A 23,043-nucleotide genomic window follows, 5' to 3' on the forward strand; every position below is an offset into this window, starting at 1 on the left:
CGGGATGAGTGCGTGCGGCCTTCCGCACGCATTCCGCTCCGACCTTTGGAACCGATCAAGGCGAACTGCCGACCGCAGGGAGGAAAGAAGATGAATACCAATGTCGCAGCACAGGGCACGAGCTCATCCCTCGCCCGCTCGAGACGGCGCGTGCCGCCCGAGCTCAACATCTTCCTGGTGCTGATCGGTATCGCGCTCGTCTACGAGGTTCTCGGCTGGCTCTTCGTCGGCCAGAGCTTCCTGATGAATTCGCAACGCCTGACGATCATGATCCTGCAGGTATCGGTGATCGGCATCATCGCCGTCGGCGTCACGCAGGTCATCATCACGGGCGGCATCGACCTCTCGTCAGGTTCGGTCGTCGGCATGACCGCGATGATCTCGGCGAGCGTTGCGCAGGCCTCCACCTGGCCGCGGGCGCTTTATCCGTCCCTGACCGACCTGCCGGCCATCGTGCCGATCTGCCTTGGCGTCGGGATCGGTCTTCTTGCCGGCTTCATCAACGGCCAGCTCATCGCCAGGACCAAGATCCCGCCCTTCATCGCCACGCTCGGCATGATGGTTTCGGCCCGCGGCGTCTCCAAGTGGTACACGAAGGGCCAGCCGGTCTCGGGCCTCACCGAGCAGTTCAACTTCATCGGCACGGGCATCTGGCCGGTGATCGTGTTCCTCGTCGTGGCGCTCATATTCCACATCGCGCTGCGCTACACCCGCTACGGCAAGTTCACTTACGCGATCGGCGCCAATGTCCAGGCCGCGCGCGTCTCCGGCATCAATGTCGAAGCGCATCTGGTGAAAGTCTATGCGATCGCCGGCATGCTTGCGGGCCTCGCAGGCGTGGTCACCGCCGCCCGCGCCCAGACGGCACAGGCCGGCATGGGCGTCATGTACGAACTCGACGCGATCGCCGCGACCGTCATCGGCGGCACGTCGCTCACCGGCGGCGTCGGCCGCATCACCGGCACGGTGATCGGCACGGTGATCCTCGGCGTGATGACGTCCGGCTTCACCTTCCTCCGGGTCGACGCCTACTACCAGGAGATCGTCAAGGGCATCATCATCGTCGCCGCGGTTGTCGTCGACGTTTATCGCCAGAAAGGCCGCAAAAAAGCATAAAAATACTGCTCCTCCTCGAAAGAACTGGCCGGGACGAAGACATTCATCCCGGCCCTTTTCTTTTCTCGTCATGGTACTGGGCCGCTATATTGTCGCGAATGACATATGCTCGTCTTGCAAGGCAGCCCCTTTGGCTGCCCTATGGCTTCCGCTGCGCCGATAGACTATATCGCCGAAATGAAAAACTATCGGAGAATTACCATGTCCTCGCAGCGCCAGCTTGCGAAACACGCCCGCACCAGCTTCCTCCTCCAGCTCTGGAGCGCGATGATGCGGGTCCAGACCCGCGAAACGGCGGCCCTCTTCAGCTCCCGCCAACGTTAGGACAGGTACTGCGCTGCCGGCCATGTCTCAGCGGTCGAGGGCGATTGATGGTGTGCCGCTCACTGCCTCGCAGTCATTGGCAAAATCAAGCCCCACTGCGTCTCTTGAGGTGGTCCCAACGGCTCGAAACCCAGTTTCCTGTAGACGGCAATCGCCCGTTCATTGGCCGGGTGCGGATCGGTGCCGATAACCGGTACCCCCGCATCGAAGAGAGCCCTCATTCTCGCCCCGATAAATGCTGTCCCGTGCCCGACCCCGATCATTTCGGGGTCTCCTATGTATTGATCGATCCCCCGCGATCCCTTGGGAAGCTTGGCGAAATGGTGGTTTTCCCAGCCGTGGACGGTATAGTCCTGCATGAACGCAAAGGGGCGTTCGGCGGTTGAAACAATCCAACGCGCCACGCGAGGATCAGCCAGGTCTGCTGCATCGTGCGACCCGTCCGAGCCCCACCATGCGCGGACATGCGGGTTCGATCGCCATGCTGCGAGCAAAGGGAGATCATTCACCGTCGCTTTGCGAAAACTGTATCGGTCGGCCGCCGTCATTCAACGAACTTAGCACGTCGCTGGCCGGTAGAAACAGGCCCTACCTCGCTTCAGCCAGGCTCGCTGCCATGCGACTCTGGCTGAGCGCTTATGAGTGACCACCTAGCTCGCCAGGACGAGCCCTCCGTAACGACTGATTTCCTTCTCGATTTCGGCGACGAGCGTTTCGAGCGCGGAATTTCTCGCCTTCCTGGCGCGGCGCACGACATAGGCCAAGGCAGGCGGCGCCGGCAGGTGCTCGGAGACGATCTGCATCTCGGGGCGCAGATGGCGGCCGCTCAGAAGCGCTACGCCCATGGCCGAATTTACCGCGGCCACGATGCCGGCCGCGCTTGCACATTCGAACACGGTTTCAAGAACCACCCCTCCATCCTGTCCGATATCGAGCGCCCATCTTCGGTAGAAGCATTCGTCATCGAAGGACAGGAAGGGTATCGGGCCTTGCTGCGGCAGCGACAATTCCGGATGCTTGACCCAGTGAAGCTCCTCGCGGAACAGGACGACGTCGGTCGGTCGGACCTCATGAGCGAAGACCTGCAGGATCGCAGCCTCCAATTCGCCCCGATCCAGCATTGCCCGCAGGACTAGACTCATGCGGACCTTGGTGCGGACGGCGACGTGAGGATGCAGGCGGCGAAATCTCGCTAATATGCGCGCAAGATCGCTGCAGGCGGTGTCTTCGGTCAGGCCGAGAGCGATGCGCCCCTTGAGCGACGTTTTCGACAAACTCAGAAGCGCCTCGTCATGCAGCCCGAGGATTCGCCCGGCATAGTCCAGCAAATCCTCCCCGGCCGCGGTGAACATCGCTCCGCCCGGCTTGCGGCCGAGCAGGTCGCAATCGAGGCTCGTCTCGAGCCGTTTGACCTTGTGGCTGACGGCTGACTGCGACAAACCCAGAGCCTCGGCCGCGCGCGTGATCCCCCCGTGATGGCGAATTGCCCACAAGGCGCGCAGCGCATCGATTTCCAAACGTCGGCCGTTGAGCTCTTTCATCGCGATCGCCGTCATGAATATTGCGTGAATTATGCGGACCAAGTGCCCATTTGGCAATTTCACATTGCCGATCCGGCTGCGATGTCATGTTGCTATCGAAATTTGTCATGTGCAAAAGGGATCGCCGCCACCTAAGGCTGGGGAACGAACGACACGCCCGAGAGCGCCATGACCCACCAGCCCATCTCGCTGCCCGCAGCGAAACAGCATCGTCTCCTCTGGCCCCTCATGGCGACGCTACTGGTCGTCGGCTGGAGTTCCGGCTTCGTCGGCATTCGCTATGCAAGCGAAGAGGCGAGCGTAATGCTGGTTCTGTTCTGGCGCACGCTTTTGTCGGGGGTGATCCTGCTGCCCTTCGCGCTGATCATCGGTCCGCGGCTGCGGATGCGCGGCGTCGTGGAACAGATGCTGTTCGGCGTCATGTCGGTCTTCCTTTATCTCGGTGGCTTCGCACTGGCCATCGAACAGCGGGTTCCGACGGGACTGGTCGCACTCATCTCGGACCTCTTGCCGTTGGCGATTGCCGCCCTGTCGCAACCGGTTTTGGGCGAACGCCTGAGCGCGCGGCAATGGTTCGGAACGGCAATCGCCGTTTTCGGCGTGCTGATCGTCTCGTTCGACAGCCTCAGCTTCGGCACGGCCCCGTTGTGGGCATATGGATTGACGGTGGGCTCCATGCTTGTTTTTGCGCTCGCCTCGGTTCTGCACAAGCGACGGCGCACCCGGCACATGCCCGTGCACCAAAGCCTTTGCATCCATACCCTGACCGGTTCGGTGCTGTTCGGGCTGTGCGCTATGATGCAAGGGAACCTCGCCCCACCGTTGACGCCCGCTTTCGGCGTGGGGATGGTCTGGCTGGTTCTGTTCGCAACCTTTGCCGCCTATTCGGTCTACTACACGAGCTTGCGTCTCTTCCCGGTGGCCCAGGTCAGCGCTGCGATCTATCTCAGTCCGCCTGTCACCATGCTGTGGGCCTGGGCGCTGTTTTCCGAGCCCCTGACCCCGGCTGTCTTGATGGGGCTGACGGTGACGCTGGTCGGCGTTTGGATGACCTCGCGCGGCTGAGCCCTCGAGAATCTTTGATGGGGAACTGCGTGTTTCCACAGGCTGAAGCGGGGCAGCGGCAGTGAAGCCTTCTCAACCCCATCGTGCAGACGGCGAAGATACGGAGTTTCGCACCACGAGATCGGGCCTGAGGAATATCTCGGTCTCGGCCGGGCTGCGGTCGGAGAGAAGCTCCAAGAGAAGCGCCATGGCGTGTTTGCCGATCAGCGTGCGCGGCTGGCGGATCGTCGTCAAAGCCGGCGTCATGAATGTCGCCTGCGGCACGTCGTCGAAGCCTGTGACCGAGAAATCGCGCGGTATGTCATAGCCGCGTGCCTTCAGCCCGATCATCACCCCGAGTGCCGTCTGATCGTTGACGCACATGAATGCCGTCGGCAGCGTGTCGCGCACGAAGAGCCGCTCGACGGCAGCCCTGCCGCTCTCGAGCGTGCCGTCGCCCTCCTGGACCAGCCGAAATTCCGCCGGCACCCCCGCCGCATCGAGGCCCGCATCATAGCCGGCGCGCCGCCGCTTATAGGCAAGGCGGGTCCGCGAATCGCCGATGAAAGCGATCTTGCGATGACCTTCGGCGATGAGGAGGTCGACCACCTTGCGGGCGCCCTCGACATCGTCGACACCCACATAGGGTATGCCGCCGTTGAAGACGGGCTCGAATATGCCGACGCTCGGCGGCAGCCGCGCCGCTATCGTCTCGTGGCCGAAGGGCAGGATGCCGGTAAAGAGGATCAGACCCGCCGCCTGGTTGGAGTTGAGAAACTTCAGATATTCGACCGCGCGCTGGGCGTCGTTCTGGGTATGGCCGATCAGCACGCCGTATCCGTGCGACCGTGCCTCGTTTTCCAGGCCGACCAGGATGCTCGAAAAGTTCGGATCGCCGATATCCGGGGCGACGACCAGGATCATGTTCGAGCGGCCGAGGCGCAGGCTGCGAGCCATGGCATTGGTCGTATAACCGGTGATCGCGATCGCCTGGTTGACCTTCAGCCGCGTGGATTTGGCGACCTTCTCCGGGTTGTGGATTGCCCGCGATACCGTCGCGATCGAAACTTCAGCGATCCTGGCGACGTCTTCGATGGTTGCGGGCGTGGAATCCGACACTGCGCTCTGCCTTGCGTCTCCCTACTGCGTGTTTCCCTAAATCCCGATTTAGAGATAAAAACAAGCAGCTAATCAATCTGCTACGGCGGACTTTGCGTGTCTGACAAGAACGCGCGGCGCTGTACACGGCGGGACACTACACACACCGCGGGCAACGTCAAAGGCGGTCCGGCAAATTCCTGTGCATGCCGTTATGTAAACCTTTACATCGGGAGTGTAAAGGTTTACATAACGTCCATGGGCGGTCGGGAGCCGCAATGGGGGAAATCGATGAATCCGGAGACGGTAGACGCCGCGCGCGTCGTGCTGGAGGCGCGGCGGATCAGCAAGTCCTTCAGCGGCGTGCAGGTGCTCTTCAGTGTCAATTTCGAGCTTCGCGCCGGCGAGATCCATGCCCTGATGGGCGAGAACGGCGCCGGCAAGTCGACCCTCGTCAAGATTCTTTCAGGGTTCGAGCAACCGTCCTCGGGCGAGGTCCTGCTCGATGGCCAGCCGGTAACGCTTCCTGCAAACGGCGCGGCCGAAGCGCTGGGCATCGTCATCATCCACCAGGAATTCAATCTCGCCGAACATCTGACCGTTGCCGAAAGCCTGTTTCTCGGTCGCGAGGTGACGCGTTTCGGCGTGCTCGACCGCAAATATATGCGCGCGGAGGCGCGCCGGGTTCTCGATCTGCTCGGCTGCCACGTGGACGCGAACGCGCTGATCGGCAGTCTTTCAATCGCCGAAAAACAGATGGTCGAGATCGCCAAGGCCATCAGCCGCGACGCGCGGATCGTCTTCATGGACGAACCGACGGCCGTTCTCTCCCGCGAGGAGACCAACTTCCTTTTCCGGCAGGTGCGCAAGCTGCGCGATAGAGGCACGAGCTTCGTCTTCGTGTCGCACAAGCTCGACGAGGTCATCGAACTGACCGACCGGGTGACGGTGCTGCGCGACGGGCAGTGGGTGAAGACCGCCGCGACATCGATGCTCGACGGCGAGTCGATTGCGCAGCTCATGGTCGGCCGCGAAATGTCGAGTCTCTATCCCGCCAAGAATGAGCCGAACGTCGACGAAGAGGTCGTGCTGCGAGTCGACGCCGTCTCGACCGACTATGTGAAGGACGCCAGCTTCGAGGTGCGCAAAGGCGAAATACTGGGCTTTTCGGGCATGATCGGCTCCGGCCGCACCGAACTCATGGAAGCGGTCGCCGGCCTCAGGCCCCGCCTGTCGGGCGAGGTGACGATCCGTGGAGAGACCGCGCCTTCAGGCGACGTGCACGCGGCCAACCGGCGCGGTCTTGCCTACATGACCAAGGACCGCAAGGCGAAAGGCCTGCTGCTCAACTCCGGCATGACGACGAACCTGACCTTGCAGTCGCTCGGCCGGCATGCCCGCATCGGCTATCTCAGCCCGGCAAGCGAGGCGGCTGCGCTCGAAAGGGCCCGCCGCCGCTTCGACATCCGCGTGCGCGACGGCAATGTCGTCGCCAGGCGCATGTCCGGCGGCAACCAGCAGAAGCTGCTGCTCGCCAAGGTGATGGAAACGGAACCGGACATCATCATCATCGACGAGCCGACACGCGGCATCGACGTCGGCACCAAGCAGCAGATCTATCATTTCATCTCGGCGCTCGCGCGCGACGGCCGCTCGATCATCGTCGTCTCTTCCGAAATGCCCGAGGTCATCGGGCTTTGCACCAGGGTCGCGGTGATGCGCGAGGGACGCATCGTCGGCATGCTCGAGGGAGACGAGATCTCCGAGCAGGAGATCATGCGCTACGCAGCCGGACTGAAGAAAATGGCTGCCGCCTGACCGCTTGGACGCGCGGCGAAGGCAGGCACAGGAAAAGGAATTCCCCCGGCTCGGGGGCGGGAGAGGTTGATCTGGACATGAGCGTGAACGAGGAAAGCATCCAAAGCACAACGCACCGCCGGACGTGGCGGGACGTCGATCTCAGGGCCGTGGCGCCGTTTGCCGCCCTTGCACTGCTGTTGATCGTCGGTGCCATGGTCAACCCCAACTTCATCAGTCTCAACAACCTCGCCAACGTCGCCACCCGCAGCGCCTTCATCGCCATCATCGCTGTTGGCGCCACCTTCGTCATTTCCGCAGGCGACCTCGACCTTTCGGTCGGCTCGATGGTCGCCTTCGTCGCAAGCCTGATGATCCTGTTCATGAATTCCGGCGTGATTGCCGATCCGGCACTGATGCTCACGGCTGCGGTCCTCTTTGCGGTCGTCGCCGGTAGCGCCTGCGGGCTCGCCAACGGGCTGATCACCACGGTCGGCAGGATCGAGCCCTTCATCGCGACGCTCGGCACGATGGGCATCTATCGCGGCCTTACCACCTGGCTTTCGCAAGGCGGCGCGATCACCCTGCGCGAGCCGGAAATACAGGAGCTCTATCGCCCGGCCTATTTCGGCAGCATTCTCGGCATGCCAGTGCCGATCGCGATCATCCTCGCGGTCACCGCCGTCGCCGCCTTCATCCTTTATCGCACGCGTTACGGCCGGCACGTGGTCGCGGTCGGCTCCAACAGCGACGTGGCTCGCTATTCCGGCATCGCCGTCAATCGCGTGCGCACCATCGCCTTCGTCATCCAGGGTCTCTGCGTCGCCGTCGCCGTGCTGCTCTACGTGCCGCGCCTCGGCTCCACCTCGGCCACGACCGGCATCCTCTGGGAACTGCAGGCCATCACCGCCGTCGTCGTCGGCGGAACGGCGCTCAAGGGCGGCGCCGGCCGCGTCTGGGGCACGATCTGCGGTGCCTTCATTCTCGAATTGGTCGGAAACATCATGCTCCTGTCGAACTTCATCAGCGAATACCTGATCGGCGCGATGCAGGGTGCGATCATCATCATCGCGATGCTCGTCCAGCGCTCGCTGGTACGCAAATCGTGACCAAGCCGGATCGAGCGCGATCCGGCCACATCAACCAAGACCTAGAATCATTGGGAGGAAGAAGCATGCGAAAGGGATTAATGGGCATTGCTGCCGTCACGATGATGGCACTGACGGGTGCAGCCCATGCACAAGACAAGAACGTCACGATCGGCGTGTCGATCCCGGCGGCCGACCATGGCTGGACCGCCGGCGTCGTGTTCCACGCCGAGCGCGTTGCCAAGCTGCTCATGGAGCAGCATCCGGGCCTCAACGTCATCGTCAAGACCTCGCCGGATCCGGCGAGCCAGGCCAACGCCGTGCAGGACCTCGAAACCCAGGGGATCGACGCCCTCGTGATCCTGCCGACCGACCCCGATCCGCTGGTCAATGCGATCAAGGAAATCAAGGGCAAGGGCACCTTCGTGGCGCTGGTGGACCGCGCGCCCTCGACCAACGACAACAGCGTGCGTGACCTCTATGTCGCCGGCAACAACCCGGCACTCGGCCAGGTCGCCGGCGAATATATCAAGGCCACGACGCCGGAAGCCAAGGTGGTCGTCATTCGCGGCCTGCCGATCCCGATCGACCAGCAGCGTCAGGACGGCTTCGACAAGGGCATCGCCGGCTCCAAGGTCGAAATCCTGGACCGCCAGTACGGCAACTGGAATCGCGACGACGCCTTCAAGGTCATGCAGGACTACCTGACCAAGTATCCGCAGATCGACGTCGTTTGGTGTCAGGATGACGACATGGCCGTCGGCGTGCTGCAGGCGATCGACCAGGCCAAGCGCACCGACATCCAGTATGTGGTCGCCGGAGCCGGTTCGAAGGACATGATCAAGCGGGTCATGGACGGCGACAAGATGATCCCGGTCGACGTGCTCTACCCGCCGGCGATGGTCGGCACGGCACTCGAAATGACCGTTGCCAACTTCTACGGCCAGGTCCCGGTTCGCGGCACCTACACGATCGACGCGACGCTGGTGACGAAGGAAAACGCCAAGGACTTCTATTTCCCCGATTCGCCGTTCTGACCGGACGTCGGAGCTAATCAAGACACGGCCTGCCTGAGGCTTTCCTCGGGCGGGTCTTTTCTTTGGCGTTTATACAACGGACACCCCCTCCGCCCTGCCGGGCAGAGGGGGTGTCCGTTGGCGCCTTCGCGGCCGCCTGTAATCAGCCTCACCCCGCCGGAAACGCCGCCACCACCTTCAACCCTCGACCGGCGTCACCCTCGTCCAGCCGCATGGTCCCCCCGTAAAGCCCGACGATTTCCTCGACGATCGGGAGGCCCAGTCCGGTACCGGGGGCTTCCTCGCCGCCGCGCCGGAAACGCTTGAGCGCCGCCTCGCGCAGCTCCGCCGGAATGCCCGGGCCATTGTCCTCCACTTCCAGCAGGACCGCGTGGTCCCCGCTCCCGACGCGCACGGTCACCTCCGCCCCGCGGCCGGCATAAAGCAACGCGTTGCCGATCAGGTTCTTCAGGAGTTCGCCGATAAGCAGGGGCTCGGCGCGGATCCAGTGCTCGCCCTCGCCGGCAAAGCCGAGATCGATGCCGGCTTCGCCCGCCGCCGGTACGTGGTCCGCCGTGACGGCGCGGGCAAGCCCGACGAGTTCGACCCGCTCCAATCCCCGCGCCTCGTCTCGGCCCGCGGCATCGATCTTGGCCATCAGCAGCAGCTGCGCGAGAATGCGCTCGGCATTGGCGACAGCCTCGTCCGCCTTCATCGCCGCCGCGCGGGTTTCCTCGATCGTCGTCGACCGCTGCGCAAGCGCAAGCTGCGTACGGATGATAGCAAGCGGGGTTCTGAGCTGATGGCTGGCATTGCCGGTGAAGTGCCGCAGCGCATCGAGGGCCGATTGCAGGCGGACCATGAAAGAGTTCACGGTATCGACGAGCCCCTGGACTTCGTTCGGCACCTGCTCGCGGATCGGATGCAGATCGTCGGGGCTGCGCTCGGCGATCGCATCGCCAAGCCGATAGAGCGGCCTCAGGGAAAAGGTGACGGCGACCCAGACGATCATCGCCGCCCCGGCGATCATCAGCCCGAGGCGCAGGGCCGAGCGGATGATGATGGTCTGCGCGAGCTGGCGCCGGGCGATCGTCGTCTCCGCGACGGTGACGACGAAGGGAACGGAATTGACCCCGGTCGAGGCGGAGCGTCTGAGTGCCGCCACGCGGATAGGTTCGCCGCGAAAGACGGCATCTGCGAAGCTCGTCGATTGACCGGTGCTTTCGGAAAGCGAAGGCAGGGTCTGATAGCCGGTGATGAACTCGCCGGGCGGGCCGTCCACCCGGTAAAAGACCCGGTCCTGCGCCGCCGATGTCAGCATCTCGAGCGCAACATAGGGGATGTCGACCTGTAACGAGCCGTCTTCGGCGACGACCACGCGCTCGGCGATCGCCAGCGCCGATCCGGCAAGCACCCGGTCCGAGACGGCATTTGCCGTCTTGACGGCTTCCCGGTAGGTATCCGCCAGCGCGACGACGCCGATCACGGCTGTCGAGATCAGCAGCCAGCCGAGCAGCCTGCGCCGCAGCGAATAGACGACCTTTCCGGGGGCGGCTGTCATTCGGGACCGGCCGTCTTGTCGAGATAATAGCCGATGCCGCGGGCGGTCCGTACGGTCAGCCCGAAGGGCGCCAGCCGCTTGCGCAGCCGGCTCACATATTGCTCGATCGCATTGGGGCTCAGATCGTCGTCCAGGCCCGTCAGCGATTGCACGATGGCGTCCTTGGCGACGACCTTACCGGCGCGCATGAACAGAAGCTCGAGAAGACCGAGCTCGCGCGCCGGAATCTCGATCGGCATGCCTGCCGAGGAGAAACTGCGCGAGGTGAGATCGAGCGAGACATTGCCATAGCTGACGACGGAGGCCCGCAACCCCGCCTGCCGGCGCAGGAGGACGCGCACGCGCGCCTCGAACTCGCCGATATCGAAAGGCTTGATCAGGTAATCGTCGGCGCCGAGGTCGAGTCCCTTGATCCTCTCCTCCGGCGTACCGCGCGCCGTCAGGATGAGAACCGCCGCGCGGTTCTGCCGTGCCCGCATGGCACGCAGCACGTCCAGGCCATCCATCTCCGGCAGGTTCAAATCGAGGATCACCAGATCGAAGCTCTCGGCCGCGGCAACCGCATGCGCGGATGCGCCGTCGCTCACGACGTCGACGGCATAGCCGCTGCCCCGCAGAAGCGTCGAAAGGCCCTCCGCCAGGGCCCGATTGTCCTCAACCAGCAAGATACGCAATATCGCCTCTCCCGGGGATCACTCTATCGCTCGCGAGCTTGCTTGTGAACGGCAGCGCTCTCAGGCATTGTGAATTCATGCGGTTCTTGATTTCTCTCGGTTTTTTGATCCTGTCGGCCGCGGTCGCCGAGGCCGCGCCGACGTTCTTCCCGGCTCTCTCCGGTGACGGCGCCGCACCGGTCCTGACCGTCTATTCCTCGCTCGACGAACCCCTGGCGAGACCGATGATCGACGGCTTCCAGAAGGCCAATCCCGATGTCGCGGTCCGCTACGAGGACATGCTGACCGGCGAGATCTACGACAGGATCGTCAAGGAGACCGATGCCGGCGAGAAGACCGCCGATTTCGCCTTTTCCTCCGCCATGGACCTGCAGGTCAAGCTCAGCAATGACGGTTATGCGCAACGCAGCGACCTGCCTATGAGCGGGCGCTGGCCTGCCTGGGCAAACTGGCGCAACACGGCTTACGCTCTCACCTTCGAGCCGGCCGTCTTCGTCTACCACAAGCCGAGCTTCAGGAACGAGCAGCCGCCGGCGACGCGCGCCGAATTCGTCGATTACCTCAAGCGGAAAGGAAACGCCGTCTTCGGCCGCATCGGCACCTACGACATCGAACGCTCCGGCGTCGGCTTCCTCTTCATGTCGCGCGACCAGGAGCAGTTCGGCGACATCTGGACGGTGATCCGCACCATGGGGTCGGCCGGAGTGAAGCTCTATTCGACCAGTCAGGCGATCCTGGAGAGGATTTCCGACGGGCGCTTCGTGCTCGGCTACAACATCCTCGGCTCCTATGCGGCCGACTGGGCATCGCGGCATCCCGATGTCGGCATCGTGCTGCCGAAGGACTATACGGTCGTCATGTCGCGCATCGGGCTGGTGCCGCAGGCCGCAGCCGCCCCCGAACTTGGCCGCCGCTATCTCGAATTCTTCATGTCGAAGGAGGGCCAGACGATCATGGCGCGGGAGCTGCAGATCCCGGCGGTCAGCCCCGAAGTCGCCGGCGAGAACACCGCGAACACCATGCGGGAAATGCTCGGAGGTCAGTTGAAACCCGTACCGGTCAGTCCCGGGCTGATGGTCTATCTCGACCAGGTCAAGCGGGCGCGGCTGATTGCCCGCTGGAACGAGATGCTGCGCCTGCAGTGAATAATAAGCAGGCAAACAAGTCATTTACGCGAAACGGACTTGATGTCAGGTTAATGTCAGCTTTCTATGTTGCTTAAGGTCGCCGGCGAACCGTGGAGGCGGACCGCCGGCAGCGTATCGGGAGGATTCACCAGTCCGGTCTAAGGTCGCCGTCGATGTCGACCAGCCGCTTCTCCCCTTCGCGAACGATAATCAATGTGCGCGTGACGAAGCGCGCCTCACGGAGGACCGACCTTGAAACACTTCTTCCTCGCATCCATTCTCGCCGGCGCAATTGCTCTGCCGGCCTATGCCGCCGACTACACGATCATCGCGCCGGCCAATCCCGGCGGCGGCTGGGACCAGACCGCCCGTTCGATGCAGACCGTCCTGCAGCAGGAGGGCATTTCCGGCAACGTGCAGGTCCAGAACGTTCCGGGCGCCGGCGGCACGATCGGCCTTGCCCAGTTCGCAAGCCAGCAGAAGGGCAACCCGAACGCGCTCCTCGTCGGCGGTTACGTCATGGTTGGCGCCATCCTCACCAACAACTCGCCGGTCACCCTCAAGGACGTGACGCCGATCGCGCGGCTTACGGGCGAATACGAAGCGATCGTCGTCCCCGCCGCCTCCGAGATCCAGACGATGAAAGATCTCGTCGAGGCGCTGAAGAAGGATCCGGGCGCGGTTTCCTGGGCAGGCGGCTCGGCCGGCGGTACCGACCATATCGCGGTAGGCCTGATTGCCAAGGCCGCTGGTGTCGATCCGACCAAGATCAACTACATCGCCTATTCCGGCGGCGGCGAGGCGCTTGCCGCGATCCTCGGCAGCCAGGTAACCGCCGGCATTTCCGGTTACGGTGAATTCGAGTCCCAGGTGAAGGCCGGAACGCTCCGTCTGCTCGCCGTCTCCAGCGCCGAACGCCTCGAGGGTATCGACGCGCCGACGCTGAAGGAATCCGGCGTCGACGTCGTGGTCGAAAACTGGCGCATGGTCGCCGCTGCCCCGGGCCTCACGGAAGAACAGAAGGCGGCAGTCTCCGCCGACATCGAGAAGCTTGCCAAATCCGCAGGCTGGCAGGAAGTACTGAAGACCAAAGGCTGGCAGGACACCTATCTCGCCGGCGCCGCCTTCGACGAGCAGCTCGCCAAGGACATTTCCGCCACGGAAACCGTCCTGAAGGACATCGGGCTGGTCAAATGAACAAGGGGAACAACCCTTCCGTCGAAACGCGCCGCCCCGACCGGGCGGCGCTGGTCATCGCCGCCGTTCTGGCAGCAATCGCCGGTGTGATCTTCTGGGACGTGTCTCGCCTGAGCGGCCTTGCCGGCTACTCGCAAGTCGGGCCGATGACCGTGCCCTACGCGATCGCCTGCTGTCTCATCGCGCTTGCTGTCTGGACGGCGGTCGAAGCCTGGCGGGGCGACTTTCCCGAACGCGAGCACCAGCAGGCGGGTCCGGTTGTCTGGATCGTCGCCGGGCTTGCGGCGCAGATGCTGCTCTTGAACACGCTCGGCTTCTCGATCGCGACCGGCATCCTCTTCGCCCTCACGGCCCGCGGCTTCGGCAAACGCAAATTGTGGCTGACCGTGCCGGTCGGCGTCGTGTTCAGTTTCATCGTCTGGGCTATCTTCGCCAAGCTGCTGCAATTGTCGCTGCCCGCAGGGCCGCTGGAACGCCTGTTCTTCTAGAGCGGGATCAGGAAACGTGTGTGCGGTCTTCCGCCCGCATCCCGCTCTTAACCTATCAGATCGATCACGTTCATGATTTCAGGTTCGATCCTGGAATCACCGTGATCTAAAGAAGGCCGACGACCATGGGTACTTTCGATTTCCTGCTGCAGGGGCTGCTGGTCGCTGCCCAGCCGATGAACCTTCTCTACGCACTCATCGGCGTAACGCTCGGCACCGCCGTCGGCGTGCTGCCCGGCATCGGTCCCGCATTGACCGTCGCACTGCTCCTGCCGGTCACCTATCAGCTCGATCCGGCCGGGTCGCTCATCATGTTCGCCGGCATATATTATGGCGGCATGTATGGGGGTTCGACGACGTCGATCCTGCTCAACACGCCCGGCGAAAGCGCCTCGATCGTCACCGCCCTCGAGGGCAACAAGATGGCGCGTGCCGGCCGTGGCGGTCCGGCGCTTGCCACGGCAGCCATCGGCTCCTTCGTCGCCGGCCTCATCGCCACGCTCGGATTGGCCTTCATTGCGCCCTATATCGTCAAGCTGGCGCTCGTCTTCGGCCCGCGCGAATATTTCGCGCTGATGGTGCTCGCCTTCGTCACCGTCTCCTCCGCCTTCGGCGACTCGACGCTGCGGGGGCTCACCTCGCTCTTCGTCGGCCTGACCCTTGCCTGCATCGGCATCGACCAGCTGACCGGCCAGGCGCGCCTTTCTTTCGGCGTGCCCGACCTCCTCGACGGCATCGAGGTGACGACTCTCGCCGTCGCCATGTTCGCGATCGGCGAGACGCTGTTCATCGCCGCGCAAGGCGACCGCGGCCCGGACAAGGTGGAAGCGGTCAAGGGCTCGGTCTGGATGAGCGCCACGGATTGGGCGCGCTCCTGGAAGCCGTGGCTGCGCGGCACCTTCATCGGCTTTCCCATCGGCGCCATGCCGGCCGGGGGCGCCGAGATCGGCACTTTCCTCTCCTATGCGGCGGAGAAGCGCCTGACCAAACATCCGGAGGAATTCGGCAACGGCGCCATCGAAGGCGTGGCTGGCCCGGAAGCCGCCAACAACGCATCCGCTGCAGGCACGCTGGTGCCGCTCCTCACGCTCGGCCTGCCGACCACGGCGACGGCCGCGATCATGCTCGCCGGCTTCCAGCAATACGGGCTGCAGCCGGGGCCGCTGCTCTTCGCCACCAATCCGCAGCTCGTCTGGGGTCTGATCGCCAGCCTCCTCATCGCCAATTTCATGCTGCTTGTCCTCAACCTGCCGCTGATCGGCCTCTGGGTGAGGCTGTTGACGATCCCGAAGCCGTGGCTCTATGCGGGCATCCTGCTCTTCGCAACGCTCGGCACCATCGGCGCCAATCCCTCGGTCTTCGAACTCGGCATGCTGCTGGCCTTCGGCCTGCTGGGCTACGTCATGCGCGTCTTCGGCTATCCGATCGCGCCGGTGGTCGTCGGCCTGATCCTCGGGCCGCTCGCCGAACAGCAGCTCCGCAGGGCGCTCTCGATCAGCCAGGGCGACATCACCGTGCTCTTCACGTCGCCGATCGCGGCCGTGCTCCTGGTGATCGCCGCGCTCGCGCTGGTCGTGCCGCTGATCCTCAGGGCCCGCGGCCGCGGCGAAGTGCTCGCACAACTCGCCGCCAGCGAAGACTGAGCGGCTTCCGACGATCTGGCAGGCCCGATCGGCTGCCGCCCCTATTGCTGGACGCGTGCGGGCCTGCTTTCGCTGCATGGCTGGGCTGAGGTTTTGTGCATTGCAAAACAACCCCGCCGGACCCATCTTTTGCTCATCGAATAGAAAACGAAAGCGAGCAAGAGATGACCAGCAAGAACCGCATGGGCTTCATCGGCCGCGCCTTCGCCGTACTCGGCGCCGCAACCGCTGCTGCCGCCGCCGTCGAAGGCCATCGCCGCCCCAAAGCACAGGATCTCCGCACCCTCGGCATCGATCCCGCAGCCTTCCCGGGCAATCGCCGGGGCTGACCTGCCCGGCGTCCCCAGCCTGAAACAGGATCGCGTCGCCATCAGGCGACGCGATCCTGTTTCAGGGAACTGCCCTCCCATTGCGACCGTCGTCCGAACGGCACCTCAACCGGACGCGATGATCCTCCGGCCCATGACGCCGAGCCCCCCCGCACGAAACCGGAAAGATGTGAGGTCGGCTCGCCGCTTCGAACGACCCCCTGCCCTGCCCGGGTGAACTGCCATTTCATGGTGAATGTGCAGGGCGACCAATCCGTCCCGATGATATCCGTCAGCGCTGTGATGCCGCCTTCGGCCTGTTCAACGGTCCCCGTCACGAACTGGCAGGGAATGTGAAAAGGCGCCGGAATGGGAAGATCTTCAAATAAAAATGGCGCCGGCAAACTGGCCGGCGCCACCAAGATTTTACAGTCCCGCGCGCTTTGAGCTCATGCGGGCATCCAACAAGAGATCAAGCGACCTTGGCAACCGCCGTCGGCACGCTCGCGATCGTCTTCAGGATGACCGAAGCGATCTGGTAGGGGTCTCCCTGGGAGTTCGGGCGGCGATCTTCGAGATAGCCGCGGTAGCCGTTGTTGACGAAGCTGTGCGGAACGCGAATGGAGGCGCCGCGGTCGGCCACGCCGTAGCTGAACTTGTCCCACGGCGCCGTCTCGTGCTTGCCGGTCAGGCGCAAGTGGTTGTCCGGGCCGTAGACGTTGATGTGGTCGTGCAGGTTCTTCTCGAAGGCGGCCATCAGCGCTTCGAAATAATCCTTGCCTCCGACTTCGCGCAGATAGGCAGTCGAGAAGTTGGCGTGCATGCCGGAGCCGTTCCAGTCCGTGTCGCCGAGCGGCTTGCAGTGGAACTCGACGTCGATGCCGTATTTCTCCGTCAGGCGCAGCAGAAGGTAGCGCGCCAGCCAGACTTCATCGGCAGCCTTCTTGGAGCCCTTGCCGAAAACCTGGAATTCCCATTGGCCCTTGGCCACTTCGGCGTTGATGCCTTCGTGGTTGATGCCCGCGGCCAGGCAGATGTCGAGATGCTCTTCGACGATCTGGCGCGCGATGTCGCCGACATTCTTGTAGCCGACGCCGGTGTAGTACGGGCCCTGCGGCGCCGGATAGCCCTGCTCCGGGAAGCCCAGCGGGCGGCCGTTCTTGTAGAAGAAATATTCCTGCTCGAAGCCGAACCAGGCGCTTTCATCATCGAGGACCGTTGCACGGGTATTCGACGGATGCGGCGTCTTGCCGTCCGGCATCATGACCTCGCACATGACCAATGCGCCGTTCGTGCGGACCGGGTCGGGATAGACCGCAACCGGCTTCAGCACGCAATCGGAGCTGCGCCCTTCGGCCTGCTGTGTCGAGCTGCCGTCGAAGCCCCAGAGCGGAAGCTGCTCGAGCGTCGGAAAAGCGTCGAATTCCTTGATCTGCGTCTTCCCGCGGAGATTTGGAACGGGCGTGTAGCCATCGAGCCAGATGTACTCGAGCTTATACTTGGTCATTAGCGAATCTCTCTAACGTGGTGCTGCATGGTTTGAGCAAATCCTGACAGCTTCAGCGCTACACAACGCCCAACCGCCAGGGATCGAATACCATGAAGCATCAAGCGTGCCAGTTGGGCTCCGGAGAGAGACTTTTTTCGGCCGGCGGCACCGCGGCGGGGCGAATCGGCGCGGACGCGCCCCGCGGACGCAGCCGGAAAAGATCGTCGGCGGGACCCGCAAAGCCCGGCATTTTTACGCGGTTTGGGGCCGGCCTGGGCAGAAAAACAAGCAGCAATTCAAATCGATACCGCGGTCTCCTCACTTGCGGAAAGGTGCCAGGTGCCGCTTCTCCTGCTCATCCTTATCGGCGTCCGCGGCCCGAACATTTCTGCCCAAAAATTATTTGGCAGGCGCCGCTGCCTAAAAAATCGCACTTGCGACCGTTGCATCCGTGAATGCTCCGGAGAATGCTCGCAATTCCGGCACGGAATTGAACGAAATTTCGGCAATTCGCGTAAATCATGTGCAAATCCTGCCTGGTTGCACTATGTTTCTCCCCAGAACTCACGGGAGACCAGAGCATGGCCACGAGTCTTTACGGCAAGTCTGCGACGATCCTGAAGTTTCCGGCCGCTGTGTCGCGGAAGGCCGAGGAACGGCGTTCCGAAGCCCAGCGCAAACTGGACCTCGCACCGTCGGACGTGTGCGCCGCCGTCGATGGTTGCTGGTATCACGAAGAAGCCCTGAGCGACGATACGAAGCACTGAAGCGGAGCGGTCATTCCCGCTCACCGCCGCCCGCCGACCTCGTCGATATGGTGCAACATATCGGCCGGGTCGTCGAAAATGCGGTAAGCGCCGGCTTGCCGCAGTTCCTCATGTCCGTAGCCTCCGCTCAGCAAGCCGATGGCCAAGGCACGGCAGCGCACCGCCGCCAGCATGTCCCAGATACTGTCGCCGACCACCACTGCCGTCTCGATCGGGGCGCCGAGCTGTTCCGCGGCGGCGAGAAAGAGATCCGGATCGGGCTTGGCATATTTTACGAGGTCTCGCGTCACGACCGGCACGACCGCCGGATCGACGCCGAGAGCGGCGAGATTGACGGCGGCCGTCTCCATCCGCCCGCTCGTGGCGATCGCATAGGAGATCTTCGCATCGGTGAGCCAGGTTAGGAGCTCGCGCGCGCCGGGCAACGGTCTTATGCTGTCTGCCTGCCGCCTGTAGGCCTCGGCGTGGCGCTGACGCAATCGCGCAACCCTGTCACCGCTGATTTCCATGTTCGTTTCGCGCAGGAGCTGGTCGGTGAAGAGCCCGCCGCTCATGCCGATCTTGCGATGGATGCGCCAGACCGAAAGGTCGATCCCTTCCGCGTCGAGCGCTTCCTTCCAGGCAAGCACGTGCTGGTAGACGCTGTCGACGAGTGTGCCGTCCAGATCGAACAGGAAGACGGGTTCGATGCGCATGCTCTTTCTCCCGGTAACGGCCTTTGCGCGTCCGATCGGACGCACGGGCCATGGCGCCGTCACCTGCGAAAATATGGGTCAGGTTTCGCAGCCGAACAGGCAGCCTGTCTACTTTTCCTTTGTGAACCCTGATCGCGTCTGCGTGCAAGTGCAACTACCCCATCGCATGGCGAATGGTTCTCGAAATCCGGGTCAGGAAGGCCGGCCGCGAGGAAGCGACGAGCTTCCATGAAAGGACCGCCTGCGCCATGCGCCGCGGCAGCAGCCCGACAGAGACGAACCAGGCTGCCAGCATGGCACGACGGCGCAGCGAGACGTTCATCTGCATGCTGGCGACGGCACCGTGAGCGGCGAGGCCGAGCCTCGAATCCGCAGCCACCGGATGGCGTGCGCCGTCCACGCAGAGCGATGCAAGACGCTCCTCCAGATGCACCGGGTCGCGCAGGTTCGCTTTCGGCGAAACCGATAGACCGACATCGGCCGCCTGTTCGTTGAGGGCATGCAGTCGGTGAAAATCATGCTCCACCCTCCAGCGCGCCCTCTGCCCGAGTTTTTCGGCGAAGACAGAATGATTGCTGCCGTGCATTCGGTAGGCGCCGAGGCAGGCTTCGAGCGACGTCACCTTCCCGTAGAGCGGGGCGAGCGTGACAAGGTAGCCGTCTGCACCCTGCCGGAACTCGGCTTCCGGAACCGGCATGATGACATCGAGAGCCGCGCGTGCAAAAGCCAGTCCGCTGGTGACCGTCGTCTGGTATCGTGCGCGGCGCGCCAGTTGCGGCGTTACGTCACCGGAGTCGAACGGGACCTCCGGGGGCGGGAAGATGTCCTTGACGCGCAGATCCTCGTCCACCAGATGCAGCCGGAACTGCATCTGGGCCGTGTCGTCGCTCCACTGGGCAAGCAATTCGGAAACGGCAGCCGGGTAGAGATAGTCGTCGGCGTCGAGGAAGAGAACGATCGCCCCTCGACTTGCCGCAAAGCCGGTGTTGAAAGCGGCTGCGTGACCGCCATTTTCCTCCCGCAGGCAGGCCTTGATCCGTCCGCCGTAGGACGCGATCACCTCCGCCGACCCGTCGGTCGACGCATCGTCTACGACGATGACCTCGACCTGCGCGTGGTCCTGGTCGAGGGCGCTGTCGATCGCGCGGCTCAGGAACCGCGCATAATTGTAATTCGCTATGATGATGGAGACAGGAAGATGGTCTCGGATGGAATGCATCGCAGTGAACCTCGCTTTTCGGCTTTGGTCGCGGCGAACCTTCTCATGCAGGTCCTTGAGGGTGATGCCCGTCCCGAAAGCACAGCCTCTCGGGCTGCGGTGAAGACAACGGCGCGGTTGCGCCGGGCGGGCGGCGAAGATCGTGCTCGATCCTGCGTGAGCCTCCCCAGTTTTGTGGCATTTGAGTGACCGCTGCAGCGGTGGCACGCCGGTCTGCAGCCTTACCGTGCCGATGATCGAGCGTATGCCCGGATAGGCAGCAAAGTGACCTCGGTTGACGCGCCTCCGGCGGCTGATATACCAGTTTTGCAGCCAGAACGACGCAGGGAGGAAGCCGCGTGGATGCCAGACACCCCGACACCATGAAGGTGATCGCCACGCGATTGACGGCGCCAGGCGCGACATTGCAGCCCGCGAACGCGATGCCGGTCGCAGGCACCGGACAAGCGGGTACCGGAAACGGATGGGCCTTCTGATGCGGCTTTCGAGAAAGACGATCGACCGCCTGCCGCACACCGTCAAAAGGCCCGATTACGACCTCGGTCCAGTTACCGTCGGCATCGTACACCTCGGTATTGGTGCCTTTCATCGCGCGCATCAGGCCGCGTACACCGATGCGCTGCTCTCCGAGAATCCGTCCTGGGGCATCTGCGGCGTCTCGCTGCGCAGCCCGGAAACGCGCGACGCGCTTCAACCGCAGGACGGGCTCTACACCCTCGCCGTCCAGGACGGCGAAGGCTCCGATCTCAGCGTGATCGGCAGTGTCGTCGAGCTCCTTTGCGCGCCGGAGGACCCGGAAGCCGTCCTTCGCCGCATGGCGGACCCCGCCACGCGTATCGTGTCGCTGACGATCACCGAGAAGGGCTATTGCCACAATCCAGCAACCGGCACGCTCGACGAAGGCCATCCGGACATCGTTCACGATCTCGCAAACCCCGCGCGGCCGCGATCGGCAATCGGCTTCATCGTCGAGGCGATTTCGCGTCGCGTCAGCGCCGGTATCGCCCCCTTCACGCTGCTCTCCTGCGACAATCTTCCGGGGAACGGCCATGTTCTGAAGCGTATCGTCACGCAGTTCGCGGAACTGCGCGATCCGGCCCTCGCCGCCGTCATCCGCAACGTCGCGTCGCCTTCGACCATGGTGGACCGCATCGTTCCGGCCACCACCGACGGCGACCGGAGTGCGGTCGCAGCGGCAATGGGGCTCGAAGATGCCTGGCCGATCATGACCGAACCCTTCCGGCAATGGGTGATCGAGGAGGATTTCCCACTCGGCCGCCCGGCATGGGAAAAGGCGGGAGCGCTCTTCGTCCAAGACGTCTCCGCCTTCGAGTTCATGAAGCTCCGGCTTCTGAACGGAAGCCATTCCACACTCGCCTATCTCGGCTATCTCGCCGGTGCCGAGACGGTGGCGGATGCCATGTCCCTTCCGGGCATGGAAGCTTTGGTCGAAGGGTTGATGCGCCACGAGGTGAGCCCCACCCTTCCGGAACTGCCCGGCTTCGACCTTCCGGCCTATCGGGCCGAACTCCTTCAGCGCTTTCGCAATCCGGCGCTTCGCCACCGCACCTGGCAGATCGCAATGGATGGCTCGCAGAAGCTGCCGCAGCGCCTCCTCGGCTCGATCAGGGACCGGCTGCACGCCGAGGCCGGCTATGACCGGCTCGCGCTCGGGGTCGCCGCCTGGATGCGCTATGCGCGCGGCCTGGACGAGGCGGGGCGTCCCATCGACGTGCGCGATCCGCATGCTGCCCGGATTGCCGGGCTTGCGCAGGGAATTGACGAGCCGGATCGCATCGTCGATGCCTTTCTGACGATGACGGACGTCTTCGGCACGGACCTTCCGGCGAGCGCTCCATTTCGCGCCGCGCTGATCAAGGCGCTGGATGGACTCCTCCGGAACGGGTCGGCGGCAACGCTTCGAAGCTACGGGGCTTAGAGCGGGACGAGGCAAAAAAGTGTATGCGGTTTTCCACCCGCATCCCGCGTCTCAACTTCTTGGAACCGATCACGATCCTGTTTTTAGGTCGACCCGACCTTAAAACATCGTGATCTAAGAACGGGCGAAGGAAGGCCATGTTCGATCTCAGCGGCAGGACGGCTCTGGTTACCGGCGGCGGACGCGGCCTCGGGCTGGAGATGGCGAAGGCGCTCGCCAGGGCCGGCGCCTGGACGGTGATCAACGGCCGCAACGGCCAAGGCCTGGAAGAGGCGCGCAAGCGGCTCCAAGGCGACGGCATCGAGATCGGGATTGCGGCCGGCGACATAACCCGCGATGCGCCGGCGATCATCGCCGCCACGGTCGAAAAGACGGGCGGGCTCGACATTCTCATCCACGCTGTCGGCGAACGCGACCGCCGCGGGACGGAAGCGATGGAACCGCACGAATTTGCGGCTCTGTTGAACACCGACCTGACCGCGGCCTACGCCGTGGCAAAGACTGCCCTTCCCTATCTCAGGCGCTCCGCGGCCGGTCGGTTGATCTTCGTGACCTCGATCGCCGCCTTCGCGGCGCGGGCCGGCGATCCCGCCTATACGGCGGCGAAGGGCGGGCTCGCCGCACTGACGCGCTCGCTCGCGGTCGAACTCGGCGCCGACAATCTCACCGTTAACGCGATCGCGCCCGGCTGGTTTGCAACCGAGACCAATGCGCATCTCGCAACCGATCCGGCGCTCAAAGCCTTCGTCGACGTCCGCATTCCGCTGAAGCGCTGGGGGCGGCCGGAAGAAATCGCCCCCGCCGCCGTCTTCCTCGCCTCGCCGGCCGCGAGCTTCGTCAACGGCATCACGCTCACCGTCGACGGCGGAATGACCGTGCAGATGTGAGGATTGGTGGATGCCGGCAGGCCAG

General features: G+C 63.7%; 24 protein-coding genes. 15 read left to right on the forward strand and 9 right to left on the reverse strand.

From position 1 onward, the window contains the following. The first annotated feature begins 90 nt into the window (after positions 1-90). Complete coding sequence (locus BHD07_RS17125; protein ID WP_018096205.1) at positions 91-1,116, forward strand: ABC transporter permease; 1,026 nt, start codon at positions 91-93, stop codon at positions 1,114-1,116. A gap of 201 nt (positions 1,117-1,317) precedes the next feature. Then, complete coding sequence (locus BHD07_RS17130; protein WP_272939028.1) at positions 1,318-1,440, forward strand: hypothetical protein; 123 nt, start codon at positions 1,318-1,320, stop codon at positions 1,438-1,440. Between the two features lie 59 nt (positions 1,441-1,499). Here the strand turns inward: BHD07_RS17130 and BHD07_RS17135 are convergent, their stop codons facing one another. Together BHD07_RS17135 and BHD07_RS17140 are read right to left on the reverse strand one after the other, a co-directional pair. Next, positions 1,500-1,988 (reverse strand): GNAT family N-acetyltransferase, encoded by a 489-nt coding sequence (locus BHD07_RS17135; RefSeq protein ID WP_338281909.1) that lies wholly within the window; start codon positions 1,986-1,988, stop codon positions 1,500-1,502. A gap of 102 nt (positions 1,989-2,090) precedes the next feature. Then, on the reverse strand, positions 2,091-2,981 hold the full coding sequence (locus BHD07_RS17140) for a LysR family transcriptional regulator (RefSeq protein WP_198516670.1): 891 nt from the start codon (positions 2,979-2,981) through the stop codon (positions 2,091-2,093). A 168-nt stretch (positions 2,982-3,149) separates the two neighbouring features. Here BHD07_RS17140 and BHD07_RS17145 point away from each other — a divergent pair, with 168 nt between their 5' ends. Beyond that, the gene (locus BHD07_RS17145) at positions 3,150-4,046 is read left to right on the forward strand and encodes a DMT family transporter (protein WP_338281912.1); all 897 of its coding nucleotides are present in this window, start codon (positions 3,150-3,152) and stop codon (positions 4,044-4,046) included. 72 nt (positions 4,047-4,118) lie between these two features. Here BHD07_RS17145 and BHD07_RS17150 read toward each other — a convergent pair whose 3' ends face one another. Then, the gene (locus tag BHD07_RS17150; protein ID WP_338281914.1) at positions 4,119-5,144 is read right to left on the reverse strand and encodes a LacI family DNA-binding transcriptional regulator; all 1,026 of its coding nucleotides are present in this window, start codon (positions 5,142-5,144) and stop codon (positions 4,119-4,121) included. A gap of 270 nt (positions 5,145-5,414) precedes the next feature. On the opposite strand from BHD07_RS17150, the gene BHD07_RS17155 reads away from it, so the two are divergent. The 3 genes from BHD07_RS17155 (at position 5,415) to BHD07_RS17165 (ending at position 9,045) form a co-directional block, all read left to right on the forward strand. Continuing rightward, positions 5,415-6,941 (forward strand): sugar ABC transporter ATP-binding protein, encoded by a 1,527-nt coding sequence (locus BHD07_RS17155; RefSeq protein ID WP_026168724.1) that lies wholly within the window; start codon positions 5,415-5,417, stop codon positions 6,939-6,941. Positions 6,942-7,018: 77 nt separating this feature from the next. After that, positions 7,019-8,029: an ABC transporter permease gene (locus tag BHD07_RS17160; protein ID WP_100671302.1), complete on the forward strand. Its 1,011-nt coding sequence runs from the start codon at positions 7,019-7,021 to the stop codon at positions 8,027-8,029. A gap of 80 nt (positions 8,030-8,109) precedes the next feature. Continuing rightward, positions 8,110-9,045, forward strand: a complete 936-nt coding sequence (locus tag BHD07_RS17165; RefSeq protein ID WP_018096197.1) for a substrate-binding domain-containing protein — start codon at positions 8,110-8,112, stop codon at positions 9,043-9,045. A 148-nt stretch (positions 9,046-9,193) separates the two neighbouring features. Here BHD07_RS17165 and BHD07_RS17170 read toward each other — a convergent pair whose 3' ends face one another. Both BHD07_RS17170 and BHD07_RS17175 read right to left on the reverse strand, forming a co-directional pair. Beyond that, positions 9,194-10,585: a sensor histidine kinase gene (locus BHD07_RS17170; protein ID WP_338281919.1), complete on the reverse strand. Its 1,392-nt coding sequence runs from the start codon at positions 10,583-10,585 to the stop codon at positions 9,194-9,196. After that, complete coding sequence (locus BHD07_RS17175; protein ID WP_018096195.1) at positions 10,582-11,259, reverse strand: response regulator; 678 nt, start codon at positions 11,257-11,259, stop codon at positions 10,582-10,584. The genes BHD07_RS17170 and BHD07_RS17175 overlap by 4 nt, the downstream gene beginning before the upstream one ends. Before the next feature lie 77 nt (positions 11,260-11,336). Here BHD07_RS17175 and BHD07_RS17180 point away from each other — a divergent pair, with 77 nt between their 5' ends. The 5 genes from BHD07_RS17180 (at position 11,337) to BHD07_RS17200 (ending at position 16,043) form a co-directional block, all read left to right on the forward strand. Beyond that, a complete protein-coding gene (locus tag BHD07_RS17180; protein ID WP_338281922.1) occupies positions 11,337-12,404 on the forward strand; it encodes an ABC transporter substrate-binding protein in 1,068 nt (355 codons plus the stop codon). Positions 12,405-12,638: 234 nt separating this feature from the next. After that, entirely contained in the window at positions 12,639-13,583 is a 945-nt protein-coding gene (locus BHD07_RS17185; RefSeq protein WP_018096193.1) for a Bug family tripartite tricarboxylate transporter substrate binding protein, read from the forward strand. Continuing rightward, positions 13,580-14,071, forward strand: a complete 492-nt coding sequence (locus BHD07_RS17190) for a tripartite tricarboxylate transporter TctB family protein (protein ID WP_100671292.1) — start codon at positions 13,580-13,582, stop codon at positions 14,069-14,071. Before BHD07_RS17185 ends, BHD07_RS17190 begins: the two co-directional genes overlap by 4 nt. Before the next feature lie 125 nt (positions 14,072-14,196). After that, complete coding sequence (locus BHD07_RS17195; RefSeq protein ID WP_018096191.1) at positions 14,197-15,714, forward strand: tripartite tricarboxylate transporter permease; 1,518 nt, start codon at positions 14,197-14,199, stop codon at positions 15,712-15,714. A 164-nt stretch (positions 15,715-15,878) separates the two neighbouring features. Next, positions 15,879-16,043, forward strand: a complete 165-nt coding sequence (locus BHD07_RS17200; protein WP_198516669.1) for a hypothetical protein — start codon at positions 15,879-15,881, stop codon at positions 16,041-16,043. Positions 16,044-16,084: 41 nt separating this feature from the next. Here the strand turns inward: BHD07_RS17200 and BHD07_RS17205 are convergent, their stop codons facing one another. Beyond that, complete coding sequence (locus tag BHD07_RS17205) at positions 16,085-16,441, reverse strand: DUF6065 family protein (protein ID WP_338282311.1); 357 nt, start codon at positions 16,439-16,441, stop codon at positions 16,085-16,087. A 53-nt stretch (positions 16,442-16,494) separates the two neighbouring features. Continuing rightward, a complete protein-coding gene (locus BHD07_RS17210; protein ID WP_018096189.1) occupies positions 16,495-17,529 on the reverse strand; it encodes a glutamine synthetase beta-grasp domain-containing protein in 1,035 nt (344 codons plus the stop codon). A 563-nt stretch (positions 17,530-18,092) separates the two neighbouring features. Between BHD07_RS17210 and BHD07_RS17215 the strand changes: the two genes are divergently transcribed. After that, a complete protein-coding gene (locus tag BHD07_RS17215) occupies positions 18,093-18,278 on the forward strand; it encodes a DUF2735 domain-containing protein (protein ID WP_018096187.1) in 186 nt (61 codons plus the stop codon). Positions 18,279-18,298: 20 nt separating this feature from the next. Here BHD07_RS17215 and BHD07_RS17220 read toward each other — a convergent pair whose 3' ends face one another. Continuing rightward, positions 18,299-18,973, reverse strand: coding sequence for an HAD family hydrolase (locus tag BHD07_RS17220; RefSeq protein ID WP_338281928.1), 675 nt, complete (start codon positions 18,971-18,973; stop codon positions 18,299-18,301). A 154-nt stretch (positions 18,974-19,127) separates the two neighbouring features. Then, positions 19,128-20,192, reverse strand: coding sequence for a glycosyltransferase family 2 protein (locus tag BHD07_RS17225; RefSeq protein ID WP_338281930.1), 1,065 nt, complete (start codon positions 20,190-20,192; stop codon positions 19,128-19,130). Between the two features lie 338 nt (positions 20,193-20,530). Here BHD07_RS17225 and BHD07_RS17230 point away from each other — a divergent pair, with 338 nt between their 5' ends. The 3 genes from BHD07_RS17230 to BHD07_RS17240 all read left to right on the forward strand — a co-directional run bounded on the left by BHD07_RS17230 (position 20,531) and on the right by BHD07_RS17240 (position 23,018). Further along, positions 20,531-20,668, forward strand: a complete 138-nt coding sequence (locus BHD07_RS17230; protein WP_338281932.1) for a hypothetical protein — start codon at positions 20,531-20,533, stop codon at positions 20,666-20,668. After that, a complete protein-coding gene (locus BHD07_RS17235) occupies positions 20,656-22,131 on the forward strand; it encodes a mannitol dehydrogenase family protein (RefSeq protein ID WP_338281934.1) in 1,476 nt (491 codons plus the stop codon). The genes BHD07_RS17230 and BHD07_RS17235 overlap by 13 nt, the downstream gene beginning before the upstream one ends. Before the next feature lie 137 nt (positions 22,132-22,268). Next, positions 22,269-23,018, forward strand: coding sequence for an SDR family oxidoreductase (locus BHD07_RS17240; protein WP_338281936.1), 750 nt, complete (start codon positions 22,269-22,271; stop codon positions 23,016-23,018). The last annotated feature ends 25 nt before the right edge of the window (positions 23,019-23,043 follow it).

The sequence above is a fragment of the Sinorhizobium sp. KGO-5 genome (assembly GCF_036245905.1).
Lineage (GTDB): Bacteria > Pseudomonadota > Alphaproteobacteria > Rhizobiales > Rhizobiaceae > Sinorhizobium > Sinorhizobium meliloti_A.

Coding starts and splice junctions, on each gene's coding strand:
- BHD07_RS17125 (WP_018096205.1), top strand. CDS start 91: ATGAATACCAATGTCGCAGCACAGGGCACGAGCTCATCCCTCGCCCGC.
- BHD07_RS17130 (WP_272939028.1), top strand. CDS start 1,318: ATGTCCTCGCAGCGCCAGCTTGCGAAACACGCCCGCACCAGCTTCCTC.
- BHD07_RS17135 (WP_338281909.1), bottom strand. CDS start 1,988: ATGACGGCGGCCGACCGATACAGTTTTCGCAAAGCGACGGTGAATGAT.
- BHD07_RS17140 (WP_198516670.1), bottom strand. CDS start 2,981: ATGAAAGAGCTCAACGGCCGACGTTTGGAAATCGATGCGCTGCGCGCC.
- BHD07_RS17145 (WP_338281912.1), top strand. CDS start 3,150: ATGACCCACCAGCCCATCTCGCTGCCCGCAGCGAAACAGCATCGTCTC.
- BHD07_RS17155 (WP_026168724.1), top strand. CDS start 5,415: ATGAATCCGGAGACGGTAGACGCCGCGCGCGTCGTGCTGGAGGCGCGG.
- BHD07_RS17160 (WP_100671302.1), top strand. CDS start 7,019: ATGAGCGTGAACGAGGAAAGCATCCAAAGCACAACGCACCGCCGGACG.
- BHD07_RS17165 (WP_018096197.1), top strand. CDS start 8,110: ATGGGCATTGCTGCCGTCACGATGATGGCACTGACGGGTGCAGCCCAT.
- BHD07_RS17170 (WP_338281919.1), bottom strand. CDS start 10,585: ATGACAGCCGCCCCCGGAAAGGTCGTCTATTCGCTGCGGCGCAGGCTG.
- BHD07_RS17180 (WP_338281922.1), top strand. CDS start 11,337: ATGCGGTTCTTGATTTCTCTCGGTTTTTTGATCCTGTCGGCCGCGGTC.
- BHD07_RS17190 (WP_100671292.1), top strand. CDS start 13,580: ATGAACAAGGGGAACAACCCTTCCGTCGAAACGCGCCGCCCCGACCGG.
- BHD07_RS17195 (WP_018096191.1), top strand. CDS start 14,197: ATGGGTACTTTCGATTTCCTGCTGCAGGGGCTGCTGGTCGCTGCCCAG.
- BHD07_RS17200 (WP_198516669.1), top strand. CDS start 15,879: ATGACCAGCAAGAACCGCATGGGCTTCATCGGCCGCGCCTTCGCCGTA.
- BHD07_RS17210 (WP_018096189.1), bottom strand. CDS start 17,529: ATGACCAAGTATAAGCTCGAGTACATCTGGCTCGATGGCTACACGCCC.
- BHD07_RS17215 (WP_018096187.1), top strand. CDS start 18,093: ATGGCCACGAGTCTTTACGGCAAGTCTGCGACGATCCTGAAGTTTCCG.
- BHD07_RS17220 (WP_338281928.1), bottom strand. CDS start 18,973: ATGCGCATCGAACCCGTCTTCCTGTTCGATCTGGACGGCACACTCGTC.
- BHD07_RS17225 (WP_338281930.1), bottom strand. CDS start 20,192: ATGCATTCCATCCGAGACCATCTTCCTGTCTCCATCATCATAGCGAAT.
- BHD07_RS17235 (WP_338281934.1), top strand. CDS start 20,656: ATGGGCCTTCTGATGCGGCTTTCGAGAAAGACGATCGACCGCCTGCCG.
- BHD07_RS17240 (WP_338281936.1), top strand. CDS start 22,269: ATGTTCGATCTCAGCGGCAGGACGGCTCTGGTTACCGGCGGCGGACGC.